Source organism: Clostridium sp. C8-1-8 (assembly GCF_009928445.1).
Taxonomy (GTDB): Bacteria; Bacillota; Clostridia; order Clostridiales; family Clostridiaceae; genus Clostridium_AR.
This window is the reverse complement of the sequence record NZ_JAABNO010000014.1, coordinates 1-22467: the sequence shown is the minus strand read 5'-3', so window position 1 is coordinate 22467 and position 22467 is coordinate 1. Positions and strand designations below refer to the sequence as shown.

General features: G+C 30.2%; 23 protein-coding genes. 9 read left to right on the top strand and 14 right to left on the bottom strand.

Annotated features, from left to right (window positions below; genetic code table 11):
• Positions 1-525: 525 nt before the first annotated feature.
• The 7 genes from GXK57_RS14790 to GXK57_RS14760 all read right to left on the bottom strand — a co-directional run bounded on the left by GXK57_RS14790 (position 526) and on the right by GXK57_RS14760 (position 9004).
• Complete coding sequence (locus GXK57_RS14790; RefSeq protein ID WP_160677857.1) at positions 526-1161, bottom strand: DUF5105 domain-containing protein; 636 nt, start codon at positions 1159-1161, stop codon at positions 526-528.
• A gap of 406 nt (positions 1162-1567) precedes the next feature.
• Positions 1568-2347, bottom strand: coding sequence for a serine hydrolase (locus GXK57_RS14785; protein ID WP_160677855.1), 780 nt, complete (start codon positions 2345-2347; stop codon positions 1568-1570).
• A gap of 339 nt (positions 2348-2686) precedes the next feature.
• The gene (locus GXK57_RS14780; RefSeq protein ID WP_160677853.1) at positions 2687-3784 is read right to left on the bottom strand and encodes a 6-phosphofructokinase; all 1098 of its coding nucleotides are present in this window, start codon (positions 3782-3784) and stop codon (positions 2687-2689) included.
• Between the two features lie 154 nt (positions 3785-3938).
• A complete protein-coding gene (locus GXK57_RS14775) occupies positions 3939-4382 on the bottom strand; it encodes a hypothetical protein (RefSeq protein WP_160677851.1) in 444 nt (147 codons plus the stop codon).
• Positions 4383-4706: 324 nt separating this feature from the next.
• On the bottom strand, positions 4707-5549 hold the full coding sequence (locus GXK57_RS14770; protein WP_160677849.1) for an undecaprenyl-diphosphate phosphatase: 843 nt from the start codon (positions 5547-5549) through the stop codon (positions 4707-4709).
• Positions 5550-5972: 423 nt separating this feature from the next.
• Complete coding sequence (gene manA, locus GXK57_RS14765) at positions 5973-6950, bottom strand: mannose-6-phosphate isomerase, class I (RefSeq protein ID WP_160677847.1); 978 nt, start codon at positions 6948-6950, stop codon at positions 5973-5975.
• A gap of 179 nt (positions 6951-7129) precedes the next feature.
• On the bottom strand, positions 7130-9004 hold the full coding sequence (locus tag GXK57_RS14760; protein WP_160677845.1) for a hypothetical protein: 1875 nt from the start codon (positions 9002-9004) through the stop codon (positions 7130-7132).
• A 150-nt stretch (positions 9005-9154) separates the two neighbouring features.
• Here GXK57_RS14760 and GXK57_RS14755 point away from each other — a divergent pair, with 150 nt between their 5' ends.
• The 3 genes from GXK57_RS14755 to GXK57_RS14745 are packed head-to-tail and all read left to right on the top strand — an operon-like array spanning position 9155 to position 12166.
• Positions 9155-10021 carry a hypothetical protein gene (locus GXK57_RS14755; protein WP_160677843.1) on the top strand — a complete coding sequence of 289 codons (867 nt, stop codon included), beginning with the start codon at positions 9155-9157 and terminating at the stop codon, positions 10019-10021.
• A gap of 46 nt (positions 10022-10067) precedes the next feature.
• On the top strand, positions 10068-11423 hold the full coding sequence (locus GXK57_RS14750; RefSeq protein WP_160677841.1) for a Mur ligase family protein: 1356 nt from the start codon (positions 10068-10070) through the stop codon (positions 11421-11423).
• A gap of 11 nt (positions 11424-11434) precedes the next feature.
• The gene (locus GXK57_RS14745) at positions 11435-12166 is read left to right on the top strand and encodes a type 1 glutamine amidotransferase (protein WP_160677839.1); all 732 of its coding nucleotides are present in this window, start codon (positions 11435-11437) and stop codon (positions 12164-12166) included.
• Between the two features lie 68 nt (positions 12167-12234).
• Here GXK57_RS14745 and GXK57_RS14740 read toward each other — a convergent pair whose 3' ends face one another.
• On the bottom strand, positions 12235-13017 hold the full coding sequence (locus GXK57_RS14740) for a polysaccharide deacetylase family protein (RefSeq protein ID WP_160677837.1): 783 nt from the start codon (positions 13015-13017) through the stop codon (positions 12235-12237).
• A gap of 419 nt (positions 13018-13436) precedes the next feature.
• On the opposite strand from GXK57_RS14740, the gene GXK57_RS14735 reads away from it, so the two are divergent.
• A complete protein-coding gene (locus GXK57_RS14735; protein ID WP_160677835.1) occupies positions 13437-14405 on the top strand; it encodes a DUF523 and DUF1722 domain-containing protein in 969 nt (322 codons plus the stop codon).
• 272 nt (positions 14406-14677) lie between these two features.
• On the opposite strand, the gene GXK57_RS14730 is transcribed toward GXK57_RS14735, so the two are convergent.
• On the bottom strand, positions 14678-15280 hold the full coding sequence (locus GXK57_RS14730) for a CoA pyrophosphatase (RefSeq protein WP_160677833.1): 603 nt from the start codon (positions 15278-15280) through the stop codon (positions 14678-14680).
• Positions 15281-15561: 281 nt separating this feature from the next.
• Between GXK57_RS14730 and GXK57_RS14725 the strand changes: the two genes are divergently transcribed.
• Positions 15562-16839: a D-alanyl-D-alanine carboxypeptidase family protein gene (locus tag GXK57_RS14725; protein WP_243156441.1), complete on the top strand. Its 1278-nt coding sequence runs from the start codon at positions 15562-15564 to the stop codon at positions 16837-16839.
• Between the two features lie 312 nt (positions 16840-17151).
• Positions 17152-17730 (top strand): flavin reductase family protein, encoded by a 579-nt coding sequence (locus tag GXK57_RS14720; RefSeq protein ID WP_160677831.1) that lies wholly within the window; start codon positions 17152-17154, stop codon positions 17728-17730.
• Between the two features lie 42 nt (positions 17731-17772).
• Here GXK57_RS14720 and ppaX read toward each other — a convergent pair whose 3' ends face one another.
• Positions 17773-18420 (bottom strand): pyrophosphatase PpaX, encoded by a 648-nt coding sequence (gene ppaX, locus GXK57_RS14715; RefSeq protein ID WP_160677829.1) that lies wholly within the window; start codon positions 18418-18420, stop codon positions 17773-17775.
• Between the two features lie 218 nt (positions 18421-18638).
• Here ppaX and GXK57_RS14710 point away from each other — a divergent pair, with 218 nt between their 5' ends.
• Entirely contained in the window at positions 18639-18857 is a 219-nt protein-coding gene (locus GXK57_RS14710; protein WP_243156440.1) for a hypothetical protein, read from the top strand.
• 1 nt (position 18858) lies between these two features.
• Positions 18859-19179, top strand: a complete 321-nt coding sequence (locus GXK57_RS14705) for a spore coat protein (RefSeq protein WP_160677825.1) — start codon at positions 18859-18861, stop codon at positions 19177-19179.
• Positions 19180-19576: 397 nt separating this feature from the next.
• Here the strand turns inward: GXK57_RS14705 and GXK57_RS14700 are convergent, their stop codons facing one another.
• The 3 genes from GXK57_RS14700 to GXK57_RS14690 all read right to left on the bottom strand — a co-directional run bounded on the left by GXK57_RS14700 (position 19577) and on the right by GXK57_RS14690 (position 21277).
• Positions 19577-19774: an alpha/beta-type small acid-soluble spore protein gene (locus GXK57_RS14700; RefSeq protein WP_128214628.1), complete on the bottom strand. Its 198-nt coding sequence runs from the start codon at positions 19772-19774 to the stop codon at positions 19577-19579.
• Between the two features lie 249 nt (positions 19775-20023).
• Positions 20024-20695 carry a manganese catalase family protein gene (locus tag GXK57_RS14695; protein WP_160677823.1) on the bottom strand — a complete coding sequence of 224 codons (672 nt, stop codon included), beginning with the start codon at positions 20693-20695 and terminating at the stop codon, positions 20024-20026.
• A 192-nt stretch (positions 20696-20887) separates the two neighbouring features.
• On the bottom strand, positions 20888-21277 hold the full coding sequence (locus GXK57_RS14690) for a bacteriohemerythrin (RefSeq protein WP_160677821.1): 390 nt from the start codon (positions 21275-21277) through the stop codon (positions 20888-20890).
• A 469-nt stretch (positions 21278-21746) separates the two neighbouring features.
• On the opposite strand from GXK57_RS14690, the gene GXK57_RS14685 reads away from it, so the two are divergent.
• Positions 21747-22025, top strand: coding sequence for an ABC transporter substrate-binding protein (locus tag GXK57_RS14685; protein WP_160677819.1), 279 nt, complete (start codon positions 21747-21749; stop codon positions 22023-22025).
• 59 nt (positions 22026-22084) lie between these two features.
• Here GXK57_RS14685 and GXK57_RS14680 read toward each other — a convergent pair whose 3' ends face one another.
• The gene (locus tag GXK57_RS14680; protein ID WP_160677817.1) at positions 22085-22270 is read right to left on the bottom strand and encodes a hypothetical protein; all 186 of its coding nucleotides are present in this window, start codon (positions 22268-22270) and stop codon (positions 22085-22087) included.
• Positions 22271-22467 lie beyond the last annotated feature (197 nt).

Sequence of the window (22467 nt, the reverse complement as noted above, 5' to 3'; positions counted from 1 at the left end):
CTATAATTTTATAAATTTAAAGATTAATTCTTCCTTTCCACTTAGCAAATAATTTACTTAATCAGTATATTCAGCTTTGCGAATTATGTGCTATGCCACCTATTGCCTTTCGTACAGTTATAACCTTAGTTAATAACTTTCCACTAAACTAGCAAACTTTTCTTATACTTATTTGTATCTACTTTTAACTTTGAATTATTTTTTAATGAGGCTATGGTTAATAATATTGTTGAAATTAAGTGGTTAAGAAGGAGATGTTATATGAGCGAGCAATAAGCGCAAGCTCATCTAAGCATCAGATGACTGACCACTTAATTTCAGCACAGTACTTTAACATAGCCTAAAAAATTAAGAAGCAGAGAAAATCTTTAAAATTTTCTCTACTTCTTAATTTTTATTGATTCATATATTTTTAATTAGTATCATAGGTTTCATGCTTTATAGCTCAAATGCTACAAAACATTCTAGTTGTATAACATATCTATATAATTATTTTTATTTAATATTATTTACATTATCTTTTACTTAGTTGCCATATATACCCATTGCTAACTTAATTAAGTCGTCTGAGTTAGGAACCCAAACATTACTTTCTTTAGTAAGATTAAGGTCATAGGTCTTAGGCGTGTCCACTAAAATTCCATTTGCCATACCTTCACCTGCAAGCTTAAATGACTCCTGATACATTTCTTTTTCAGTCATAGATTTATTTGCTTTTATTTTCTCTAAAAGCTTAGGCTTGCTTGTCTCTACAATTTTGTTCATATCGAACCCTTTTGCCTTTATTTGAACCTTAGCAGATTTTTTATCTTCAGATACTTTGGTCACATCATATTGTATCTTACTTAAACCAGTAAGTATATCTTTTTTCAACTCTTTCTTTAAATCATCTGTAAGTACACTTTTATCTACACCACCTGTAGCTAAGCCTTGCTCAAAACCCTTATCAATACCAGTATCAACATCATCTCTAATTTCTTTATAGTATTTATCAGTTAGTCCAATCTTACTTATATTGCTCTTATCATCCTTTAACAATATATCTAACACAACTTTTGTAGTTTCTTCTGGTGTTGATTTCGGAGCACTACATGAAGTTAATGGTATTATAGTAACTAATGTTACTAACAGTAGTGCACAAATTTTCTGTAACTTTTTCAAAAAAAATCCCCCTTTTAGATATGTTCTTTTATAGCAACCATTACATTTTACAATTTATTTACTTATTTGTCTAGTTTTGAATTTTTATACTTAAATTCTGTATTAATATTAAGCATTTATAACTATTACTTTCGAGCTATTGTAACTAAAATTATTCTTTAATTTATTTTTGTCATCTTTGAATGTATAATTAATACTGTTCCATCTTTATCTACTCATTAATAGATTAAACTTTCCACGTAAGCCATTTGGATCAAATAGGTATAATTTCTCTTTTTTATTCTTTCTCTAATAAATTCATTTAGTCTATCTACACATAGTTCTCCACACTTTATCTATAATATAATTTACTGAAGAATAAAAAATATAACTCCTAGTTTCCTAGGAGTTATCAAGGCCTCAAGTCTCAATGCCAATTATTCATTAAATTATCCCACATCATTTTCCCGCACTTTGCTAAAGTAACGGTGCCATATACACTATTTGGTATTCCCATTGATAATACTGAAAAAGCAAAACTTCCTTTATTTAGTTCTATAAGCTCAGTATCATTTTCTACACCAGTTTTATCTCCAGTCTTGCTTGATATATCATATTTTAAGTCATCAGGAATATAAAGAGCTAGTTTATTTTTGATTTGCTGTCTTCTTAATATATCTATTAGCATTGTACTGTTTTCCTTACTTAGATAAGTTGCTCTATATAGGTGCTTCCATATAACGCACAAATCATAAGCGCTGGTTATATTTTCAACATCAGAATGCTGATGTCTTTCATCATTAGTTTTCCTATTTAGTTCAGTACTTTTTAAATCCATCTCTTTTATTATTTCGTTTATCCTATCCATCCCAACGATATCTATAATCTTGTTTGCAGCTGTATTATCGCTTTGAATAAGCATTGCTACTAGAAGTTCAAATATTGTGTAGTCTCTTTCGTTAAACTCATGGATTATGCCAGTTCCATAAACCTTATCTTCTTTCTCGATTCGTATCTTGTCTAAGAAATTAAACTTTTCTAACTCAACTTCCTTTATTATGGATATAGCTATTGGTAACTTCATACACCCTGCAGCTGTCATCTTAACGTTTTCATTGAATCCATAAGTATACCCACTCACCAAATCCTCGAAGAAAAATCCATATGTTCCGATCCTAGTCTCTAAATATTTTTTTATCTCCTTCATAATACCCTCCAGCTTTCTATGTTTGATGTCTACATCAATTATATCATATTTTCAGAATATTTAGAAGTATTTTATAAATATTCTACAACAGCTTTTTTCTTTATAAAATTCAAATTTTCTGTAACGGCAGTATATTATTTTAGTAAACCTATAATTTATTGTAAGCGCCTCATTTTAGGTTAAAATTTATATAATAACCAACAATTAATTTATACATGATCCAACTAAAAGGTATATTTAGAACATATATAAATTAAGCTGGTATTTGCTAATTTATAAACTACACTTCATGATTTGTTGAAATAAGAGCACTAATTCTTAGAATTAGTGCTCTTGATATTAATCTCCAAAGGAAATGCCTATTTTCTTTGCTATGCTTACTAACTCCCCATCTGGATTTACATCTTTAGTCTTGCCAATTACGTTTTCTAAGCTTTCATAAGAAATCTTATCACCTTTTAGACAAACCATGTTTCCAAATTTTCCTTCATTAATCAATTCAACAGCAGCTACACCATATCTAGTTGAAAGTATTCTGTCATAAGTAGAAGTATTTCCTCCTCTTTGAATATGACCTAGTACAGTACTTCTAACCTCATGATTTTTAATTAACTTTTCTAAGTCTATAGCAAGCTTGTTAGCTATTCCGCCTAATCTTATAGGGTCTGGTGAATCTGCAACAACTTTGGACACAACCACCTCTCCATTTAGAGGTTTAGCACCTTCAGCTACCACTATTATTGAAAATGGCTTTCCTTGAGCTTCTCTTTCTCTTATTTTATCAACAATCTTATTAATGTCGTAAGGTATTTCTGGTATTAGTATAACATCGGCTGAACCAGCTATTCCTGATTCTAATGCTATCCACCCAGCATTTCTTCCCATTACTTCTAATAGCATTATTCTATGATGTGACTCTGCAGTTGTGTGCAGTCTATCTAGCGCCTCTGTAGCAATCTCTATAGCAGTATTAAATCCGAAGGTTACATCTGTAGCTTCTAGATCGTTATCAATTGTCTTAGGAACACCTATTACATTAATGCCTTTTCTAGAAAAATCTCTTGCAGAAGTGAGAGTTCCATCTCCTCCAATAACTACCAATGTGTCAATACCTTCTTTTTTCAAGTTTTCCACAGCTACATCTGAAACATCTTTCTTTACTATTTTTCCATCTTCTTCTACTTGATAATCAAATAGATTATCTTTGTTAGAACTATAAAGTATAGTTCCTCCTCTATGAAGAATTCCTGATACAGAGTCAAGTGTTAGAGGAACTATATCGTTATTATAAAGACCTCTATATCCAAACTTGTAACCATATACTTCGTACCCATATTGTAATATAGCAGTTCTCGTAGCAGCCCTAATTACTGCATTTAATCCCGGGCAATCTCCTCCACCAGTTAATAATGCGATTTTTTTAACTTTATCTGCCATCTTATATCCCCCTTTACCCTATTGTTCCTTGTTCTTATTACACTTTGTAAATGTGTACATTATAATTTCTATTTAATGATATCACATTAAAAACTCTAAGAAAAGTATATTTTCTTAATATTGAAAATTTTATAAAATATTCTTAAAATTAGATTTATTTCATCATTAATTCCTTGTAAACTTCTTCAAATTTCTCAATTTCTCCTGTATTCTCTGTTTTTCTTATATTTGCATGCATCTCTAAATAAAAACCTTTATCGTCAATAAGATTCATTTCTTCTAATTTTTTAGCAGTATCAGTTTCAAATAATACTTGCCATTCCTCTTTAGACACGTAGTCTTTGTAATCTTCATAGTCTTCTTTTCCTAATACAATATCATATTCACCATCGAAATAAATTATTATATCTTCTTCAACTAATTGTATATTCTCAACCTTTGACCAAACTGGTGCATCTATAGTATCACCTTTTATCAACAGCACCAAATTATTTTTTACAATCATCAATTTACTTAATTGTATTCTAGACATGCCTAAATCATTCTTACTCCATTTCTTCTTAGCTATAATTTCTTTAATTCTTTCTGCAACAGACATATCATCACTCCTTTTTATTTTATTGTTCTCTTTAACTATATTAAAAATTCAAAGATTCAATAGCAAAGGAGGAAGTTTTCACATTGCTATGAATATTTTATTTTCCCAAAATTTGATAATCTCTATCTAAATCTAATTTTTCTAATCATATGCAAAGAAATTCTGGCAGGCAGCATAATTTCTCTTTTTAATTCTTTCACCGATATCTAAATTTAAGCCGTGTACACATACTTATATACAGCTTTATTAAAATATAATCTGCTTAAAAACAAAAAAATTCAACACAAATTTTTTAATCTTTTGTGTTGAATTAAATTCCAAATATTATTTTATTACATTTGCTAAGATTAATGCAACAAGTATAAATCCTGCAAATATTCTATATATAGCAAATACTCTCATAGGTTTCTTTTTTAAGAAAGCAATAAATCCATCTACAACTAGAAGAGCTACTATAAAGGCAACTATGAAACCTGCTATTAATGCAACTACTTCAGTTGAAGTGATCTTAGAATAATCAAATTTTCTAAGCTTAAGCCCTGAAGCTCCAATCATTACAGGAATAGCTAAAAAGAATGAAAATTCAGCAGCAATTGCTGTACTTAAGCCGCCTACCCATCCACCTATTATGGTAGATGCACTTCTAGACATACCTGGCCACATAGCAAGACATTGGAATATACCAACCTTGAGTGCTTGAACGTAGCTTATATCATCAACATCCTTAGCAACCTTTAGATGTTTTGCTCTTTTTCTATAACTGTTTTCTGTAAGTATTAATAAGATACCTCCAACTATAAATCCTATAGCCACAGTCTTTGCACTAAATAAGTACTCATCTATCAAATCATTGAAGATTAGTCCAAGAATAAATGCTGGTATAGTACCAACTACTATTACCATCCAAAACTTTATACCTTTCTTCTCAAATCTGAAGAAGGATTTGATCATAGTCCAGATTTTGTTCCAGTATAATACTACTACTGCTAATATGGCACCTAATTGTATTACTATTTCAAACATGTTAGTAAATTTAGTACCACTAAAACCGATTATATCTCCAACTATTATCATATGGCCTGTAGATGAAACTGGAATAAACTCAGTTATACCTTCTACTATAGCAACAATTATAGCTCTCAAAATAAAATAAAAATCTAACGCCATAAGCTCACTCACTTTCAATTGTTATTTGACATACTTCTTAATTATAAATTTTAGTATACCCTTTGTCCATTAAAAATTTATTAAATTTGCATTACAGTATTATTAACTTTTGTTTGCGTAGTTGCCTTTCTGAATGTATATTAGGCAAATTTGCAAGCCAGCATCATATACTTTCTCACTATTTATCCGAAAATTTGTCATACATCCCTTACACCTCTATACTTGGCTAATAAAGGTTTCTATACTACTCTAAACAATTTAAAATACCAAGAAAAGCAGCTGATATAAACAACTCATTATAGAGCACATTTACTCATACCCTTTCCTTGGCACTTTAGTTACACCGTCTATTAATTAAACTATAAAAATATTTCTTCTAGATCCATTGGATATATCTTTTACAGCTTGATTTTTAGGAAAAACTTATTTTCTTACTACTGAAAGTATTTCCTCTTCTACCTTTTGTACATCTGGTACAAAACTCTTAAGAAGTGATAGTTCTCCGCTTATTTCATATTGTCCTAGAGTTGCAGGGATGAATACACTGTCACCTTTTTTAACTGCTAATTCTCCCTCAGAATACTTTATAACTCCACTTCCCTCTACGCAAGTAAATATATAGAATCTTTCAGGATCACTACTTTCTTTTATTGATTTTTCTACATCGTATTTTATTATTGTAAAATAATCACATAGAGCTAAATAAGTTTTTGTTACACCATCAAGAATCGCCTTAAGTCCGTTGTTGTTTTCTCCTTTAAGGCCAAAATCTATAACATCTAAAGCTTTTTCCACATGTACTTCTCTTCCTCTGTTATAGTCATATACTCTATAGGTTGTATCACTATTTTGCTGAATTTCAGCAACAACAACGCCTTCACCTATAGCATGAACTAATCCACTTTTTACAAAGTAGAATTCGCCCTTCTTTACTTCGATTTTATTTAAATACTCGTCAAAGTTTCCGGTATTTATAGCTTCAACGAATTGCTCTTTTGTACAATTTTTAGTTCCTACAACTAGATTTGCTCCTTCAAAAGCCTCAAGAACATACCAACATTCTGTCTTTCCTAAGTCGCCCTCTACTCTTAAACCATATTCATCATTTGGATGAACTTGAACTGAAAGCTTATCCTTTGCATTGATCAACTTAACTAAAAGCGGGAATCTTTCCTTACTTACTTTAGTTCCAACAAGGTCACTACCTAACTTCTCAATTAATTCCTTAAATGAAGTTCCTTTATATTGTCCATTTGAAACAATTCCTGTTCCGTTAGGGTGGCAAGCTATATCCCAGCTTTCTCCGATTTCACCTTCCGGAAGATTATCTCTAAAAAGCTCAAAATCTCTTCCTCCCCAGATCTTATCGTAGTACAAATTATCAAAAATAATTGGATACATATAGTATTCCTCCTTTGGTTTATACAGGATCAGAATCTTATAGTATAAATTACTGTAGAACTAACCCGTTTATTAAATTATGTCTGTGAAACGTATAATTTAATAACTAAATGTTTACTAATTAAATATATAAAAATATGAATCCATAGCTTAATAAAACAAGCAATAAATGACTCATATTAATAGAATAGCGTAAAATCAGGAACTTTTAAAGTATCTCCATTTTCTTTATTATAATCATCATATATTTTTTTTGCTTTTTCATAGTTATCTGTAATTGTTTTTTTAGTATATTCATCAGTTGATTCCAATATTCCAGTATAAGCTGCCTTTAAGTTCACCATACCTCTCTCAAGATCGCCATTGATTGAAATATAGAAACAACCTGCATTATTTAATGTAAGAATATCATTTTTATCAGCAGCGTAAGCATATCTTATTTCTTTTATAGCATCAGCATTTTTATTTTGTCCTAAATAAATGGTTCCTAAGGTTCTATGGTACTTTGGTTCTGATTCATTAAGAGAAACAGCCTTCTTTAACAACTCAACACATTCATCCTTCTTATCCCCTTTTAGCTTTATGATAGCCATATTATATACTATTTCACTATCATTTGGCTTTATTAATGATGCCTTATAGAAGAATTCATAAGCCTTATTAAGATCTTGTGTTGTATACCAATAGTAGTTAGCTATATTTAGAAGAATATTATAATTGTACGGTTCCTTTAGCAAAGCAGTTCTAAAGAAAGGTTCTGCTTCTTCGTTTTTATTCATCTTTTTTAGAATTTCTGGCATTAAGAAGCCATAATTATCTGGATAATCTTTATTTTTAAGAATGCTATCATTACAATACTCTAAAGCCTTTTTATAATCTCCCTTTTCTAAGTAATACCATGCAGCAGTATGATAAACTCTATAGTCTTCCTTATTACTTTCTATTACTTTGTCAAGGAGCTGATCTGCTTCCTTTGTATTTTTTGTATTTTGTAAAGCAGCAGCCTTTATTAGGTTTACTTCTATCTTACCTGTGTCCTTATCCTTTAAAGCATCCAAATTCTTAAGTGCATCATCAGAAGTTTCTGAGGTCATAGAATAAACCTTTGCAAGCCACATGGTATAAGCTACACTATCTTTATTTTTCTCTTTAAGTGCTATTAGTTTTTCTAATAAAATGTCCCTATTGTACGATGCTATTTGTGATAGTACGTCATATACCTTATACTCATCTTTATCTATATTCCAAGCTTTCTCAAGATATTTGAAGCCATCATCCCAATTATCTACAAGCATCTTCATTCTTGAGTAATCTGCCATGTCATACGCAGACTTTGTATCTACAGGATAAGTGTCTATTAAAGTCTTAGCCTTATCTACTTTATTATTTGACATATATGTAGAAAACATAGTTTTTATTAGCGGTTTATAATCTTTATACTTTGATAGAGCTATATCTCCCTGTTTTAATGCATCATCAAAATCTTTATTCATATAATTAGTAAATACTATATAGTTTAGTAGATATTCATCTTTTTCCTTAAAATCTTTCTTCTTTTCACCATTTTTTTCTATATAAATATTTCTTTTATCTAATGCTTTCTTAAGAATTTCTCTTGATTTATCCAACTTTCCTTCAACTGAGTATATTTCAGCTATCTTTACATCCCAAAGAGGCCAAGTTTCCTTTTCGTTCAACTTTGTATATTCCTCTAAAGCCTTATCATACTCATTTTTGTAGAAATATTGTTCAGCCTTGTTTGTAGCTATTTTCACAGTTTGATCCTGGGCTTGTCTATAATAGTAATACGATGTTGGAACCGCTACAACTACTAGTAGAGCCACAACTAAAGCAGCAATCTTAAACTTCTTATTTTTAAAATTCACATTTTCCAAACCACTTTTAAGTTTATTTAATTTAAACCCTTTTATCTTTTTCAGCATAGGTATAAATTTATCTTTATAAATATTCTTTAAAAAAACTAAGTTTATGTTTCTTACATTTGATGAAACCCTTTTAAACACACTTTTTAAGAATTCAGTAAATTTACTCATAATTCCTCCAATTTTTAAATTCTCCTATTATTCTAGCAAAAAGAACAAAAAAAATCTATATATACAGGAACCTATTATCACTTTCATGTTGGTACAAATTTGATATTATGATATACTATACTTTAGTTTATAAGGTAGGTTGTGATGCGAATGAATTTATTAAGGAAAAGGATTGTTGAGCTAGCATTATTATTCTTGCTTTTTATTTTTTTAGGTATTCTTGTATATAGATTTGTTCCTAATATGAACCTTTCTCTAAATGGAATCTTATTAGGTAAAAATATAAATAAAATGGATTATCAGAAATCAAAAAACTCTGATGATGTAAGTGAAATATATTTAACCCCCGTACCTATAACAAGTAATCTACAAATAGTTTCAACACTTTTGTCTAATAGTGACTTGACTATAGGTTACTTAGATAGATCAGAGAATATGGATGGTGCATTTATAAAAAAGTTCATTAATGAAAAAGGAATTAACTTAGTTTTTGCAGGTAATACACAACTGGATACCATATCCAAGACAGGTGTTAATTACTGTTCTTCCTCATCATATTTTCAAGCAAACTATCAAGGTAAGAGAATAAACTTTCTATATATAGATGTAGATAATGAGTCTTCAGATAATTTCAATACAATGCTTTCTACCATTGAGGATCTAAAAAAGAGTAATTTACCTGTTGTGGTTTATGTTAACTCTTCAAAACCTCTTACTGATAATTATGTTAGCTTTCTTTCTAAAACAGGTGTAAATTTAGTACTTATAAATAGTTATGATAAATATAAGTTTAGACTTATAAACAAGACATTTTTTGTTAATAATTGTAATAATACAGAAACAAGCTATGTACCCCAATTTTCTTTTGTTTTTAACAAAAACAGCTCGGTTTCAATTGGAATCAAGCTCATAATAATTGATTATGAAAAAAAAGATTCCGTTATAAAGGATCTAAATGAAAGATCTTTTAATGTACCTTTTAAGATCAGCGAAAAATATAGCTTTATTGATTATTAATTTATTATTATATATTTAAATAGTTATATAATTAATTATGAAGGTGGTGTCAAAAATTAAAATTAAGTCTTTATTTAGTATAATCGCAGCAAAATTAACATTATTTCTTTCAAAAAAGTTCCTAAAGGGAGGAAGTAACTTTCCTGGAAAAGTAGCTTTGAAATTGGATAATTCAATACTAAAGACCGTAACAAAGAATTACAAAGTTATCATGATTACTGGAACTAATGGTAAAACAACTACCACTAGCATGATATATAACATTTTAAAGGAAGCTGGGCTTGATGTAATAACTAATAGTACCGGTGCAAATATGCTTCCCGGTATTACTTCCTGCTTTGTAGACAACTATAAATTTAACAGTTCTAAAGAACGTTATGCAGTTATAGAAGTAGACGAAGCAAACTTAAAGTTTATAACTAAGCATCTAACTCCTTGGTCTATAACTATAACTAATCTTTTTAGAGATCAGCTGGATCGTTATGGTGAAGTATATACAACCCTTTCTAAGATTATGGAAGGTGTTACCCTTGTTCCTGAAACAAAGTTAATATTAAACGGCGATGAATCCTTGTTAGGTGAGTTAAAGTTGCCTAACCCTACTACATATTTTGGTTTTGGTCTGTCTCCTACAAATGACAAAGTGATAGACATAAACTCAGATGCAAAGTTTTGCAAGTTCTGTAAGACAAATTACGAATACAATTTTGTGTCCTATAATCACTTAGGAGACTTTTATTGCCCAAGCTGTGGCTATAAACGTCCAGAATTAAAATATACTCTTACTAATGTATTAGATATAACCTCTGAAAACTCTTTAGTAGAGTTTAATCATAAGGAATTTAATGTGACTCAATCAGGAGTATATAATATCTACAATGCCCTTTGTGCCTATGCTATTACTAAAGAACTAGGAATAGATGATAAAATTATATATAACTCTTTAAATAAACAAGAATCAAGTTTTGGTCGTCAAGAAGTAATAAATATTGAGGGCAAAGAAGTAAAGATTATATTAGTAAAGAATCCTGCAGGCTATAATCAAGCTATAGATACTCTATGTTTGAGCAAGGACAGTTTATCAGTGGCTTTCTTGCTTAACGATAACTATGCTGACGGAAGAGATGTTTCTTGGATATGGGACGTAAACTTTGAGAAGTTAGCTGGACTTGATATAAAAGATGTATTTATATCTGGTGAAAGAATGTATGACATGGCTATAAGACTAAAAATAGCTGGAATTTCAGTAGATAAGTTCAAAATTGATGGAGAGTTCTCAACACTAACTGAAAATATAAAAATCAGTACTGGTAACAAAATATACATCTTAGCTACTTATACTGCAATGATAAATTATAGAAAGTACCTGCATTCAAAAGGGTACATAAAAAAATTATGGTAAGAGGTGATACTATGGAACTAAATATATGCCATCTTTATCCAGACTTATTAAATGTTTATGGAGATATGGGAAATATTTTAATATTAAAGCATCGTGCCGAGAGCAGAGGTATTACAACTAATATTATCAATGTATCAATTAATGATCCTTTTGAAGAAGAAAAGTATGATATTGTGTTCTTTGGAGGCGGTCAGGATTATGAGCAGTCCATAGTTTCTGATGATCTAATAAATACTAAGAAGGATGCAATCGCAAAGTATATTGAAGAAGGAAAAGTATTTATAGCTATTTGTGGAGGCTATCAACTCCTTGGAAAATACTATACTACTCCTGAAGGAGAAAAATTAGAAGGACTAGGTATTTTAGATATATATACAGAACCAGGAAACACCAGATTTATAGGCAATACAGCTATTGTAAATGAAGAGTTCGGTGAAACTTATGTAGGTTTTGAAAACCATTCTGGAAGGACCTTTATAAATAATCATAAGCCACTAGGAAAATGCCTTCATGGTTACGGCAATAACGGAGAAGATGGTCAAGAAGGTTGTATATACAAAAACACCTACGGCTCATATTTTCATGGTTCCCTTCTATCAAAGAATCCAGAGTTTGCTGATAGAATGATTAAAAATGCTCTTGAATTTAAGTATGGTGAAGTAGCTTTAGATTCGCTAGACGACACCCTTGAATATAAGGCTAAAGAAAATATATTAAGTAGACTTAATAAAAACAATCTCTAAGTTATCTTAGAGATTGTTTTTATTATTCAGATAATTTTCTACTTTATAGACCAAGTATCAATTATTTTTCAGCTTCTATTCATTACTTTTATATTTTCTAGATAGTCGTATTCCTCTATGGTCATCTCGCTTAATTTTTTAAATATATATCCTCTATCTTTATAATAGTCTATAATTTCTGGAAGTGCTTCAACTGTAGTGGTTTTATTATCTCCGTCATGCATTAATACCACAGAAATCCTATACGCATCTCCCATACTTCTTATATTCTTTATTAAATCCTCTTTAGGGGCTAATGCACTTGCAGCATCTCCTGAACTTACATTCCAATCTATATAATTAATATTTAACTTTTTTAGATTGTTTTTTATATTTGTTGAAGTATCTTTTTTACAATAAGAATTATACGACCCTCCAGGAAACCTTACAAATTTTTTACTACCTGAACTCCTTAAAACTTCAGTTATGCTCATTGATTTCTCTAAGTCCTTAAGGTATTCATTTTCGTTTTTATATATCTTTTTATATACATGACTATAACAATGAGGGAATACATCCATATCATGATAATACATTTCCGTAAATCTATTCTTATTATTCTTCACATTCTCTCCTACAATAAAGAAGCTGGCTTTAACATTTTTTCTATCTAATATATCAATGATCTTTTTTGTACTTAAATATGATGGCCCATCATCAAAGGTTAAAAAGACAACTTTATCGTAATTTACTTTATGAACATACTCAACTACTTTGTCATCATTAATCATCTGATATTTCAACGGAAAGCACTTAACCTCTTTTCCAAAGAAGATAATAAAGAACAATAACATACATAATGTCTTCTTCACTATCTCCACCTCTATTCATATGTAAACCTTATACAATTGACTTTCTACCATATTATTTTGTGTCTATATCCTATTATATATATCAGTTAATATTTGCTATATTGTACTTCAGCTTCCTTTGATTTATCTATAAAATATTATATTTTTAGACTATGTTTAGTAATAATCTTCAAATCAAATGGTCATGCTCAATACAGTAGTTTAACAGAAGCAATTTTTATGATTTAATATTTTTATAAATATATATTTGCTTTGTATATAATTAAATTTATTAATTAAAATATATTCATATATAGAGATCATACAAGGAAACTTAATTTACACTTGTTCGAAAATCTCGGATTCTGGGAGCTTTCTGGCATGTATAAATTATTAGTTGAGTGAGGAACTCTAAAAATTAAAAACATGGAGGATTCGATATGCAGACTTGGTCTAAGCCAAAAATAGTTGTAAGTAAGTGTTTAGGTAATACTGCCTGTAGATATAACGGTGAAGCATCTACCTTCAGTTTATATATAAAACTTAAACCTTTTGTAGAATTTATAGAAGTGTGTCCTGAAGTGGCAATAGGCCTTCCAGTTCCTAGAGAGGTAATAAGACTTGTTAGAGAAAAAGATAACATAAAGCTCGTAGAGTCTAGCTCTTTGAAGGAATATACAGAAGATATGATTAACTTTTCTACAAACTTCATTGATAACTTAAAAGGAGTTAATGGCTTCCTTTTAAAAAGCAGGTCCCCTTCCTGTGGAACTAGAGACGTTAAGATATATCAAGGTACCGCCAAGGGAGCTCAAAGCTCTAAAGGGAAAGGTATATTTGGCGGTTTAGTGCAGGATAGATTTAGTTATCTACCTATAGAGGAAGATGGCCGTTTGAAAAACTTTGCTATAAGAGATCATTTTCTTTCCAGCGTATTTTCTTTATCGGAATTTTCAAAGGTTCAAGAACATCAAGATCTGCAAACACTCCTTAAATACCACAGTAGACACAAGTTACTATTTATGTCCTACAATCAGACTGAATTGAAGAACCTAGGTAGAATAGTAGCCAACCATGATTATCTATCAGAAACTGAAATAATTAATGCCTATTATACAGGACTGCTAAAACTTCTTTCAAAAACTCCTAGATATACTTCAAACATCAATGTTTTTATGCATGCGTTTGGATATTTTAGTGAATACTTGAATCCGAAAGAAAGAGACTTCATGCTTTCAGTAGTTGAAAAATATAGGGCTGGGAAGATACCTCTAAGTGTCCTTCTAAACCTTCTTAAATCACAAGCCATACGATTTAATAATGAATATCTTCTGGAGCAGAGCTTTTTGGAACCTTATCCTGAAGAGCTTATAGATATTTCTGATTCTGGAAAAGGAGTCACTAGATAAGCAATCTAAAATAAGTTTTTTACTGAATCTACTTAATAATATTATTACTAGGTCTAGATAGTAATAACTTTTATATTTCAATGTAGAAAAAAATAGCTAAAGCAATTTTCTTGTAATCAGTACACTATTCTTTTCTACTTGTCTAAGTTTAATAGTGTTTTTGAAATTAAGTGGTCATGAAGGAGATGCTTATGAGCGAGCTATTTATTATCTCAAGCTCATTAAAGCATTGGATGACTGGCCACTTAATTTCAGCATTTTATCAAAGTATTTTATTTTATAAAATCTAAAAACTCTTTCACAATCCTTGCAGTAAATCCCCAAATCACATATTCATTATATTTATAAAAATACTGATCCATTTTCCCCTTTGCAAAATTATATCCCTTTCCTCCTTGTATCAAATCAAAGGGAAAATCTTCACCTATCTTAGGCACTACTTCTATTTGATGCTTAATAGGGCTATTATTTATAAAATAACTTATTGGAACCTTAAAAATATGATCTACTTCCTCTGAACTTGGGTTTGAAGGATATCGCTTCAGTTCTGCAACAAATGGATATATTATTGCCCCATAGGGAGAAATAAAAAAGTCCATGGCTCCGTAGTACTCAATATCTTCTATTGCAACATTAAGTTCTTCTACTGTTTCCCTTATAGCTGCTGCTTTCTTGTCTTCACCAAATTCTACTCTACCACCAGGAAAGCAGATATCCCCTGGTTGACTTCTTAGGGTCAATGCCCTTTTTTCAAAAATCAAAAATAGTTCATCATCCTCCTTATAGATTGGTATGAGTACTGAACTTTCTTTATACTGTCCTAAAGGTTTGGCCCTATGGTTAGAAAATAATTGTTTAAAGTTATTAAAGTCCACTAAATCCCCTCCTAGCTGCCATAAATGTAACTTTATCTTAATTGTTATTATAAACTATTAGTGCTATACTTAAAATGTTGTAAAAAAATTAAAAAGGGTCCTATTATAAACTTAGTTTATACATGTACAAAAATATTATTGATAAAATTTTATAAATTTCACAAAAAATTTATTTACACCTTAGTTTATTATAAGATTTGCATATCAAATAATGTTTTGAATATTTTCGCGCATATATAAACTAGCAGTTTCGTGTAACCCAAAAACAGGAGAGATGAGATTTGAAACGCAAAGGATTAGTTACTTCACTTTTAATCGCCTTTTCTATCAGCATGTTTTCACCACTGACAGCAAAAGCTGAAGAAAAAGCAACAGCAAAGCTTCCAACTATAGTAGGAGACTCAGCAATCACATTAGATTATGATACTGGCGAAATAATCTATTACAAAAATGGTGATGCTAAGCGCTATCCAGCAAGTACAACAAAAATGATGACAGCTTTATTGTTCAGCGAAAAAGCTAAGAAAACTGATGAAGTTCCATACAATGAGGATGCAAAAAAGCAACCTGAGTATTCTTTAAATGTAAACTTTAAACCTATGGCAGTAACTGATAAGATGACAGCCGAAGATGTTATGAAAGCTCTTCTTATGTACTCAGCAAATGATTCAGCTTACATGATAGCTGATTATATAGGAAATGGTGATTATCATAAGTTTGTTGATATGATGAATGCTAAGGCAAAAGAGTTAAATCTAAAGAACACTCATTTTGCAAACCCTAATGGATTACATGATCCTGATCATTATACTACTGCTTACGATTTATCAGTAATTGCTAGAGAAGCATATAAACAACCTTGGGTTCAAGAAGTAATGACCACAGAAAAATCATCTATTAAAATAAGCAATGGAGCAATAATAAACCTAGAAAATAGAAACAAGGAACTTAATAAGGATGGTAATATAGGTGGAAAGACTGGTTATACCTCTCAGTCAGGCAGATGTCTTGCCGCAATCTATGAAAGAAATGGACATAAGATTATAGGTGTTGTACTTAAATCTTACTATGACGCTCAAGATCAGACTGTATTCAATGATATGAAGAAAATTATGGACTATAGCTTCGCTGCAGATAAATCAACTCTAATCAAGTCTGGAAGTGAAGTAAAAAAAATGAACGTAAGTTATAAACCACTTAAGTTCTTTGGTCCAACAAAAACAATTCAAGTTCCTTTAGTTGTGCAAGAAGATGTTAAGTATTATGAAAATGAAATAAATAAAAAAGAAGTTACTCAGAATGTTAAATTAACTGATGTGGATGCATGGAAACTAGCTAAAGATAACGCTTCAATAAAGCTTACTGTAGCAGAGAGAAATTACAGCAAAGACTATGCAGTTAAAGCAAATATTTCAACTTCTGAACTAGTAAAAGCAAACCTTGGATTATACTTTGGTTTAGCAGCTGGTGTTATAATAGTCATTGTATTAATACTTTTTGTCATCGCAACAATTAATAGGTTAAAGAGAAAGAGTAGAAGAAATAAGAATATATTCTAATTTAAATATTGCTGTCTATAATACATAATTTTTGTGTTATAGGCAGCTTTTTAGTATAATGATATGAGTGTAAATTAACTAATATAGATTTATACTTTTGGCTCTGTTAAAGTACCGTGTTGAAATTAAGTTGTCAGTCATCCGATGCTTAGATGAGCTTGCGCAAAGAATTAATATGATTGTTTATTTTTATATCTATGTATTATTAATTTTTATTTATATAGAAATCGCTTATAAAGGCTAAAGCCTCTGCAAATTATAATGGAAAAGTTTATCTTTTTCATAGGAAAATAAATTAACTAGGAGTATATTATGAACAAGAGAAAATTTAAAGGAAGTGCAATATTAAATCCTGTACCAGCAGTACTTATAACTTCTAAAAATAGAGATGGGAAGGTTAATGTATTTACCGTGGGATGGGCCGCTACAATCTGTACTCGTCCGCCAATGCTCTCCATATCAATTAGGCCTGAAAGACTATCCTATGAATACATAAAAGAATCTATGGAATTTGTTGTGAATCTACCTACTTCAAGCCTTACTAAAAAAGTTGACTATTGCGGTGTAAGATCTGGAAGACAAGTAGATAAGATTAAAGAAATGGGCTTCACCCTGCTAGAAGGTGAAAACATCGAAACTCCTCATATTGCTGAATGCCCTATAAATATAGAATGTAAAGTGAGAGATATCATAGAACTAGGCTCTCATCATATGTTCACAGCTGATATTGTAGGTTCTCTCGTTAATGAAGACTTAATTGATGCTGGAGGAAAGATTCATTTTGAAAATGCTGATCTCCTCGCTTACTGCCATGGTGAATACTACCCTCTTCCTAAGAAACCAATAGGCAAGTTTGGTTACTCAGTTCAGAAGAAAAAAAAGAAAAAATAGGGGTTCATTCCTATTTTTTTCTTTATATATTCTTATATCAACTTATGCAACATTAATATTTTTTACTACATCAACTAATTCCTCAGGTCTTTTTACAAAATAATCTGGGTTTTGTTCCTTTAGATAAGTTATAGGTAATGCTGTATATTCTACCCCACAAGTATAGCATCCAGCATTCTTTCCACACATAATATCAAAATGTGAATCTCCCACCATTATTGCCTCTTTAGTAGATATACCAAGTTCCTTACAAGCCTTTAATGCTGGTTCACCATGAGGCTTATGATTTTCTGTATCTTCAGGAGTTATTATTATATCTAAATAATCATATATTCCTGCTATTTTAAGCCCCTTCTCTGCTAGAGATCTTCTTTTTGAAGTTACTATACCTAATTTAATACCCATTTGCTTCAAGCTTGATAGTAATATTTCTACCCCATCAAAAGCATAACACATAGTATCATGGCGTTCTTCATTATAGTCTCTATAAACCTTTATCATTTCCTCAATTCTATCCTCAGTATAGTTCTTAAAAGATACATAAAGAGGTGATCCAAAGTTTTTAGTTATTTCTTCATCACTAACGTCTATATTCAGCATACTTTTAAAAGTATATTTAAACGAATTTATAATTAGCTCATTTGTATCAAGTAGTGTTCCATCTAGATCGAATAATACTGCTTTTATCATATCAAATTCCTTTCTGCCTTTTATAAATATTATAAGCATTGCTTGTACTTATGTAAAGAAGTCTAAATCTACAATTGCCTAGGAAATATTTTGATTTAAGCCCTCTACTGATGCTTATCCAATGCTTTATCTAATATATATTTTCCTATAAAGGTGAAATAATTACCAGTATACCTAACTATGCTTATTAAAATACTATCTTCATGGAGGTGATAAACATGAATGACATAAACAAATTTGCTCCTCATGAAACTCTAGAGCTGCATGAACTTCTTAATACAGGCGTACTTGCTGCAAAGAAACTAAACACGACTGTGGCAATGGTTAAGGATCAAGAATTAAAGGAATTCATGAAAAATACTCTAACCACAAAAAAAACTAATATAAATGATCTTCAAGCTATTGTAAGTAGAATACAAACATGTGAGGTGAAGTAGAATGTCTTGGATAGATACAGTATTAGGTTCTGATCAAAGCGGAAACAGCGGAAATACTAAGCTTTCTGACAAAGATATTGCTTTAGATTTACTAGCAATGTCTAAAAATGATATTGGTATGCTTTCTAAGGTTATACCAGAAACAACAAATCCAGAGGTTAGACAGTTATTAAGTACTCAACTTAATGCCTGCATTGCTAGCCACTTTAAGTTATCTGACATGCTAATAACAAAAGGTTGGTATAACGCATATGGTACCCCACAAGAACAAATTAAGCAAGATGTTGAATCTGCTAATAAAGTATTACAAGAGCAATTTTAATTAGATATTTTCTAAATTATATTTTAAAAGTGTCCTTAGATATATTTCTGTGAAATATTGCTATATTATATTTTAATATATAAATTTAAAATGTATTCAATCATTATGAATTATCAACACAGCTAATCAGTGTAAATATTACATTTTAACCACAGGTATATATACCACTTTCATCCCTAAATATAGAAGCTCACTTGATCAATTCAGGTGAGCCTTTTTTTGTTCTCCATTTCAAAATATAAATTATAAAAATTGGGATTATGATAAGATTTCTTTTTTATTGCTTATACTAAATAGCTTTATAAGCACTTGAGATAAATAGTTATAGCTAGCATTTTTTTATACTTTCTAAAAGAAATAAAGACTCTGCATTTCTGCAGAGCCTCCATATCATTTATTACTTTAATCCATTTTCATAGCTTTCGATCATTTTCTTAACCATGTATCCGCCTACTGAACCATTTTCTCTTGAAGTTAGGTCTCCATTGTAACCTTGTTTTAAATCAACTCCAAGCTCTCTAGCAGTTTCAAATTTGAACTTGCTTAGACCTTCCTTTGCTTCAGGTACTAAAACTCTATTTCTGTTGTTTGCCATGACTAAGTCCTCCTTTAAAATAATATATTTGATAACTCAGTTAAGAATGTCTATTTACTTCCTTAGTAGAAACTAAGTATTTTAAATTTCAATTACTTAATTGGTTATCGTATTAGTATTTTGCTCGAAAACAGATTTATTATTATAGAGGAGTTTTGGTAACAAGTTATCTTTTTTACTTAATATCCATAATAAGTATGATTATCATTTGTATTAAGAAAAATATCTATAGTTATCATAGCTTTTTTACTATTTTCTTGGGTTCACAAACTCCGGTGGAACAGGATTTGGGTTTTCAAAGAATCTACCTGGAGTAGATAGGTCAAAGTAAAGCTTAGAGTCTTCAGTCACTCCGAAATCTTTATTTGAACCATCTAGCTTAACTTTATTAAAAGCTTCTCTGAATAATGCATTGTGCGCTTCTTCTCTATTTAATAAAAAATCTATAGTTTCTCTTACATACTTATCGTTAATTTGCCTATATAAATACTCATAGACAACCTTAGCCCTTTGCTCAGCTGCTATGTTAGAAAGAAGGTCAGCACATATATCTCCTGTAGCATTTACATAATGTGCAGTCCATGGATCTCCTGAGGAATTTACTAGGCCTGGATTCAGTCCATACAGTACTTGGGACTCTATTTCTCCTGAAGTTACTTTGCTATAATCAACTTCATGGCCATTTAAAAGATTTATGGTTTGAGCAACCATCTCCATATGACTCATTTCTTCTGCACCAATGTCAAGAAACAAATCTTTTATTGTTGGATCTTCGATTCTAAAGCTTTGAGAAATATACTGAAGAGCTGCCTTAAGCTCTCCATTTGCTCCACCTAGTTGCTCTTGCATAAGTACAGCATATTGAGGATTTACTCTTTCTACTTTTACATCTTGCAATAACTTTTTTTCATGTTTAAACAAAATAACACCTCCAAAACTTTCTTATTCAACTATTTTTTCTTTAGCAATAAACATTTATTCTACTATTTATAAAAATAAATAACCCTGACACTACAAGTATTTGCTATGCGAATTATGAACATGATTAAAAGCCTAATCCAGCTAAAACAACTAGATTAGGCTTTTAATTTTTATTTTTAAAAAAATATGTATTTATTCTACTATAAGCTTGTCCTTTTGTAGTATGTGCTCATCTATCCATTTTACGATAAATTCAAGTATCTCTAATAAGTACTGTTGTTGACTTTCATCGATTTGCTTAAGATCTAAGCTGTTGATTTTATTAACAAAATCATCATGTTCTACTTTGTGAGATAAGAACTTCTTATATCCTATACTAAGCATATATTCTTCCTCTGATTTAAAGTGAAAAACTGTATAGTCCTTAAGCTCCTCTATTACCTGCACTATTTTATCATACTTATCTGTTATAAAGTTATTTTTTGTTAATTGATATACATCATCCGCTATTTCTAATAATCTTCTATGCTGATCGTCTATCAACTTTACACCTACTGTATATTCATCTTTCCATGTAATCAAAAACGCCACCTCCACTATTACATTTTCTTACTATTCACATAAAACAATATAACATTGGATTTTTGTTAATTCAATATGTTAATGTAAATTTTACATATTAATTATAAAGCGCCTTACAACGGCCACTATACTCAAGTTTTAATATCAATTCAATTATAATCCCCCTATGAAAATTATACATATTATTACAATTGAAACAGATTGTTTATACTAATATATCAATCTTCAATTACTTACCAAAAATATGTTCATTACCAAAATATACTATATTAATTAACATTTAACATATAGCGATCATATTATAAATCAGAGGTTTGTTATGAAGGTTGTACATCTATGCAAAACCAAAACATATGAAAATAAGTAACCATAAAACACTGTGTTGAAATTAAAAACTCTTGAATAATACTTATAGAGTTTTGATGAGCCAATAAAATCTTAAAAAAATAAACAGCTTCAAGGAGGTAAGATGATGAAAATAAAAAAAATTAAAACATTTCTAGTTACAGCATTAGTAGCAGCACTTGCTGTTACAGCTGTTGGTTGCGGAGGCACAAGCTCTAAAACCAACACATCTGGAGAAAAAAAATTAGTTAAAGTAAGGCTTAATGAGGTTGCTAGATCAGTATTCTATGCACCTATGTACGCTGCTATGAGCCAAGGTTTCTTCAAGGAAGAAGGTCTAGATATAGATTTATCTACTGGTCAAGGTGCAGATCCAACTTGTACTAAAAGGCAAATAATATAAGTTTAATCACCTTACTTATGTTCATTATTTTCTTTTCTAATGTTATGTATACTTATTATCTAATTAACTGAGCCTTCTAACTCTTGTTTTAGCCTTTCTATTACAAGTCTTACTTCCTCTTCACTATGTTTAGCTCTAAGAGCCCTAATAACTCCTCTGGCTTTTGCTTCTTCAAAGCGTTTTATACCTTCTTTTGTAGTTGGATAATTAATTTTAACTTTAATCTTGGTTCTCATTCTTCCCATAGCCATCCCTCCTATTACCATAATATGAAGTTTGAATCTGGCAGGTTACTAAGAATGCAGCACTTAACTTTGAAATCAATTATTAAATTTTTTCCGCCTTATAAGAAAAATTTTAGAAAATAAAAATTTAAGCTATGTTTAGTAATATTGTTGAAATTAAGTGGTCATGAAGGAGATGCTATATGAGCGAGCAATTA

What these genes read in the sequence shown, in the direction of transcription:
- GXK57_RS14710 (WP_243156440.1), top strand. Translation starts at nt 18,639, where the DNA reads ATGAATGACATAAACAAATTTGCTCCTCATGAAACTCTAGAGCTGCAT.
- GXK57_RS14770 (WP_160677849.1), bottom strand. Translation starts at nt 5,549, where the DNA reads ATGGCGTTAGATTTTTATTTTATTTTGAGAGCTATAATTGTTGCTATA.
- manA (WP_160677847.1), bottom strand. Translation starts at nt 6,950, where the DNA reads ATGTATCCAATTATTTTTGATAATTTGTACTACGATAAGATCTGGGGA.
- GXK57_RS14680 (WP_160677817.1), bottom strand. Translation starts at nt 22,270, where the DNA reads ATGGGAAGAATGAGAACCAAGATTAAAGTTAAAATTAATTATCCAACT.
- GXK57_RS14685 (WP_160677819.1), top strand. Translation starts at nt 21,747, where the DNA reads ATGATGAAAATAAAAAAAATTAAAACATTTCTAGTTACAGCATTAGTA.
- GXK57_RS14700 (WP_128214628.1), bottom strand. Translation starts at nt 19,774, where the DNA reads ATGGCAAACAACAGAAATAGAGTTTTAGTACCTGAAGCAAAGGAAGGT.
- ppaX (WP_160677829.1), bottom strand. Translation starts at nt 18,420, where the DNA reads ATGATAAAAGCAGTATTATTCGATCTAGATGGAACACTACTTGATACA.
- GXK57_RS14785 (WP_160677855.1), bottom strand. Translation starts at nt 2,347, where the DNA reads ATGAAGGAGATAAAAAAATATTTAGAGACTAGGATCGGAACATATGGA.
- GXK57_RS14760 (WP_160677845.1), bottom strand. Translation starts at nt 9,004, where the DNA reads ATGAGTAAATTTACTGAATTCTTAAAAAGTGTGTTTAAAAGGGTTTCA.
- GXK57_RS14705 (WP_160677825.1), top strand. Translation starts at nt 18,859, where the DNA reads ATGTCTTGGATAGATACAGTATTAGGTTCTGATCAAAGCGGAAACAGC.
- GXK57_RS14735 (WP_160677835.1), top strand. Translation starts at nt 13,437, where the DNA reads ATGCAGACTTGGTCTAAGCCAAAAATAGTTGTAAGTAAGTGTTTAGGT.
- GXK57_RS14775 (WP_160677851.1), bottom strand. Translation starts at nt 4,382, where the DNA reads ATGTCTGTTGCAGAAAGAATTAAAGAAATTATAGCTAAGAAGAAATGG.
- GXK57_RS14755 (WP_160677843.1), top strand. Translation starts at nt 9,155, where the DNA reads ATGAATTTATTAAGGAAAAGGATTGTTGAGCTAGCATTATTATTCTTG.
- GXK57_RS14780 (WP_160677853.1), bottom strand. Translation starts at nt 3,784, where the DNA reads ATGGCAGATAAAGTTAAAAAAATCGCATTATTAACTGGTGGAGGAGAT.
- GXK57_RS14720 (WP_160677831.1), top strand. Translation starts at nt 17,152, where the DNA reads ATGAACAAGAGAAAATTTAAAGGAAGTGCAATATTAAATCCTGTACCA.
- GXK57_RS14745 (WP_160677839.1), top strand. Translation starts at nt 11,435, where the DNA reads ATGGAACTAAATATATGCCATCTTTATCCAGACTTATTAAATGTTTAT.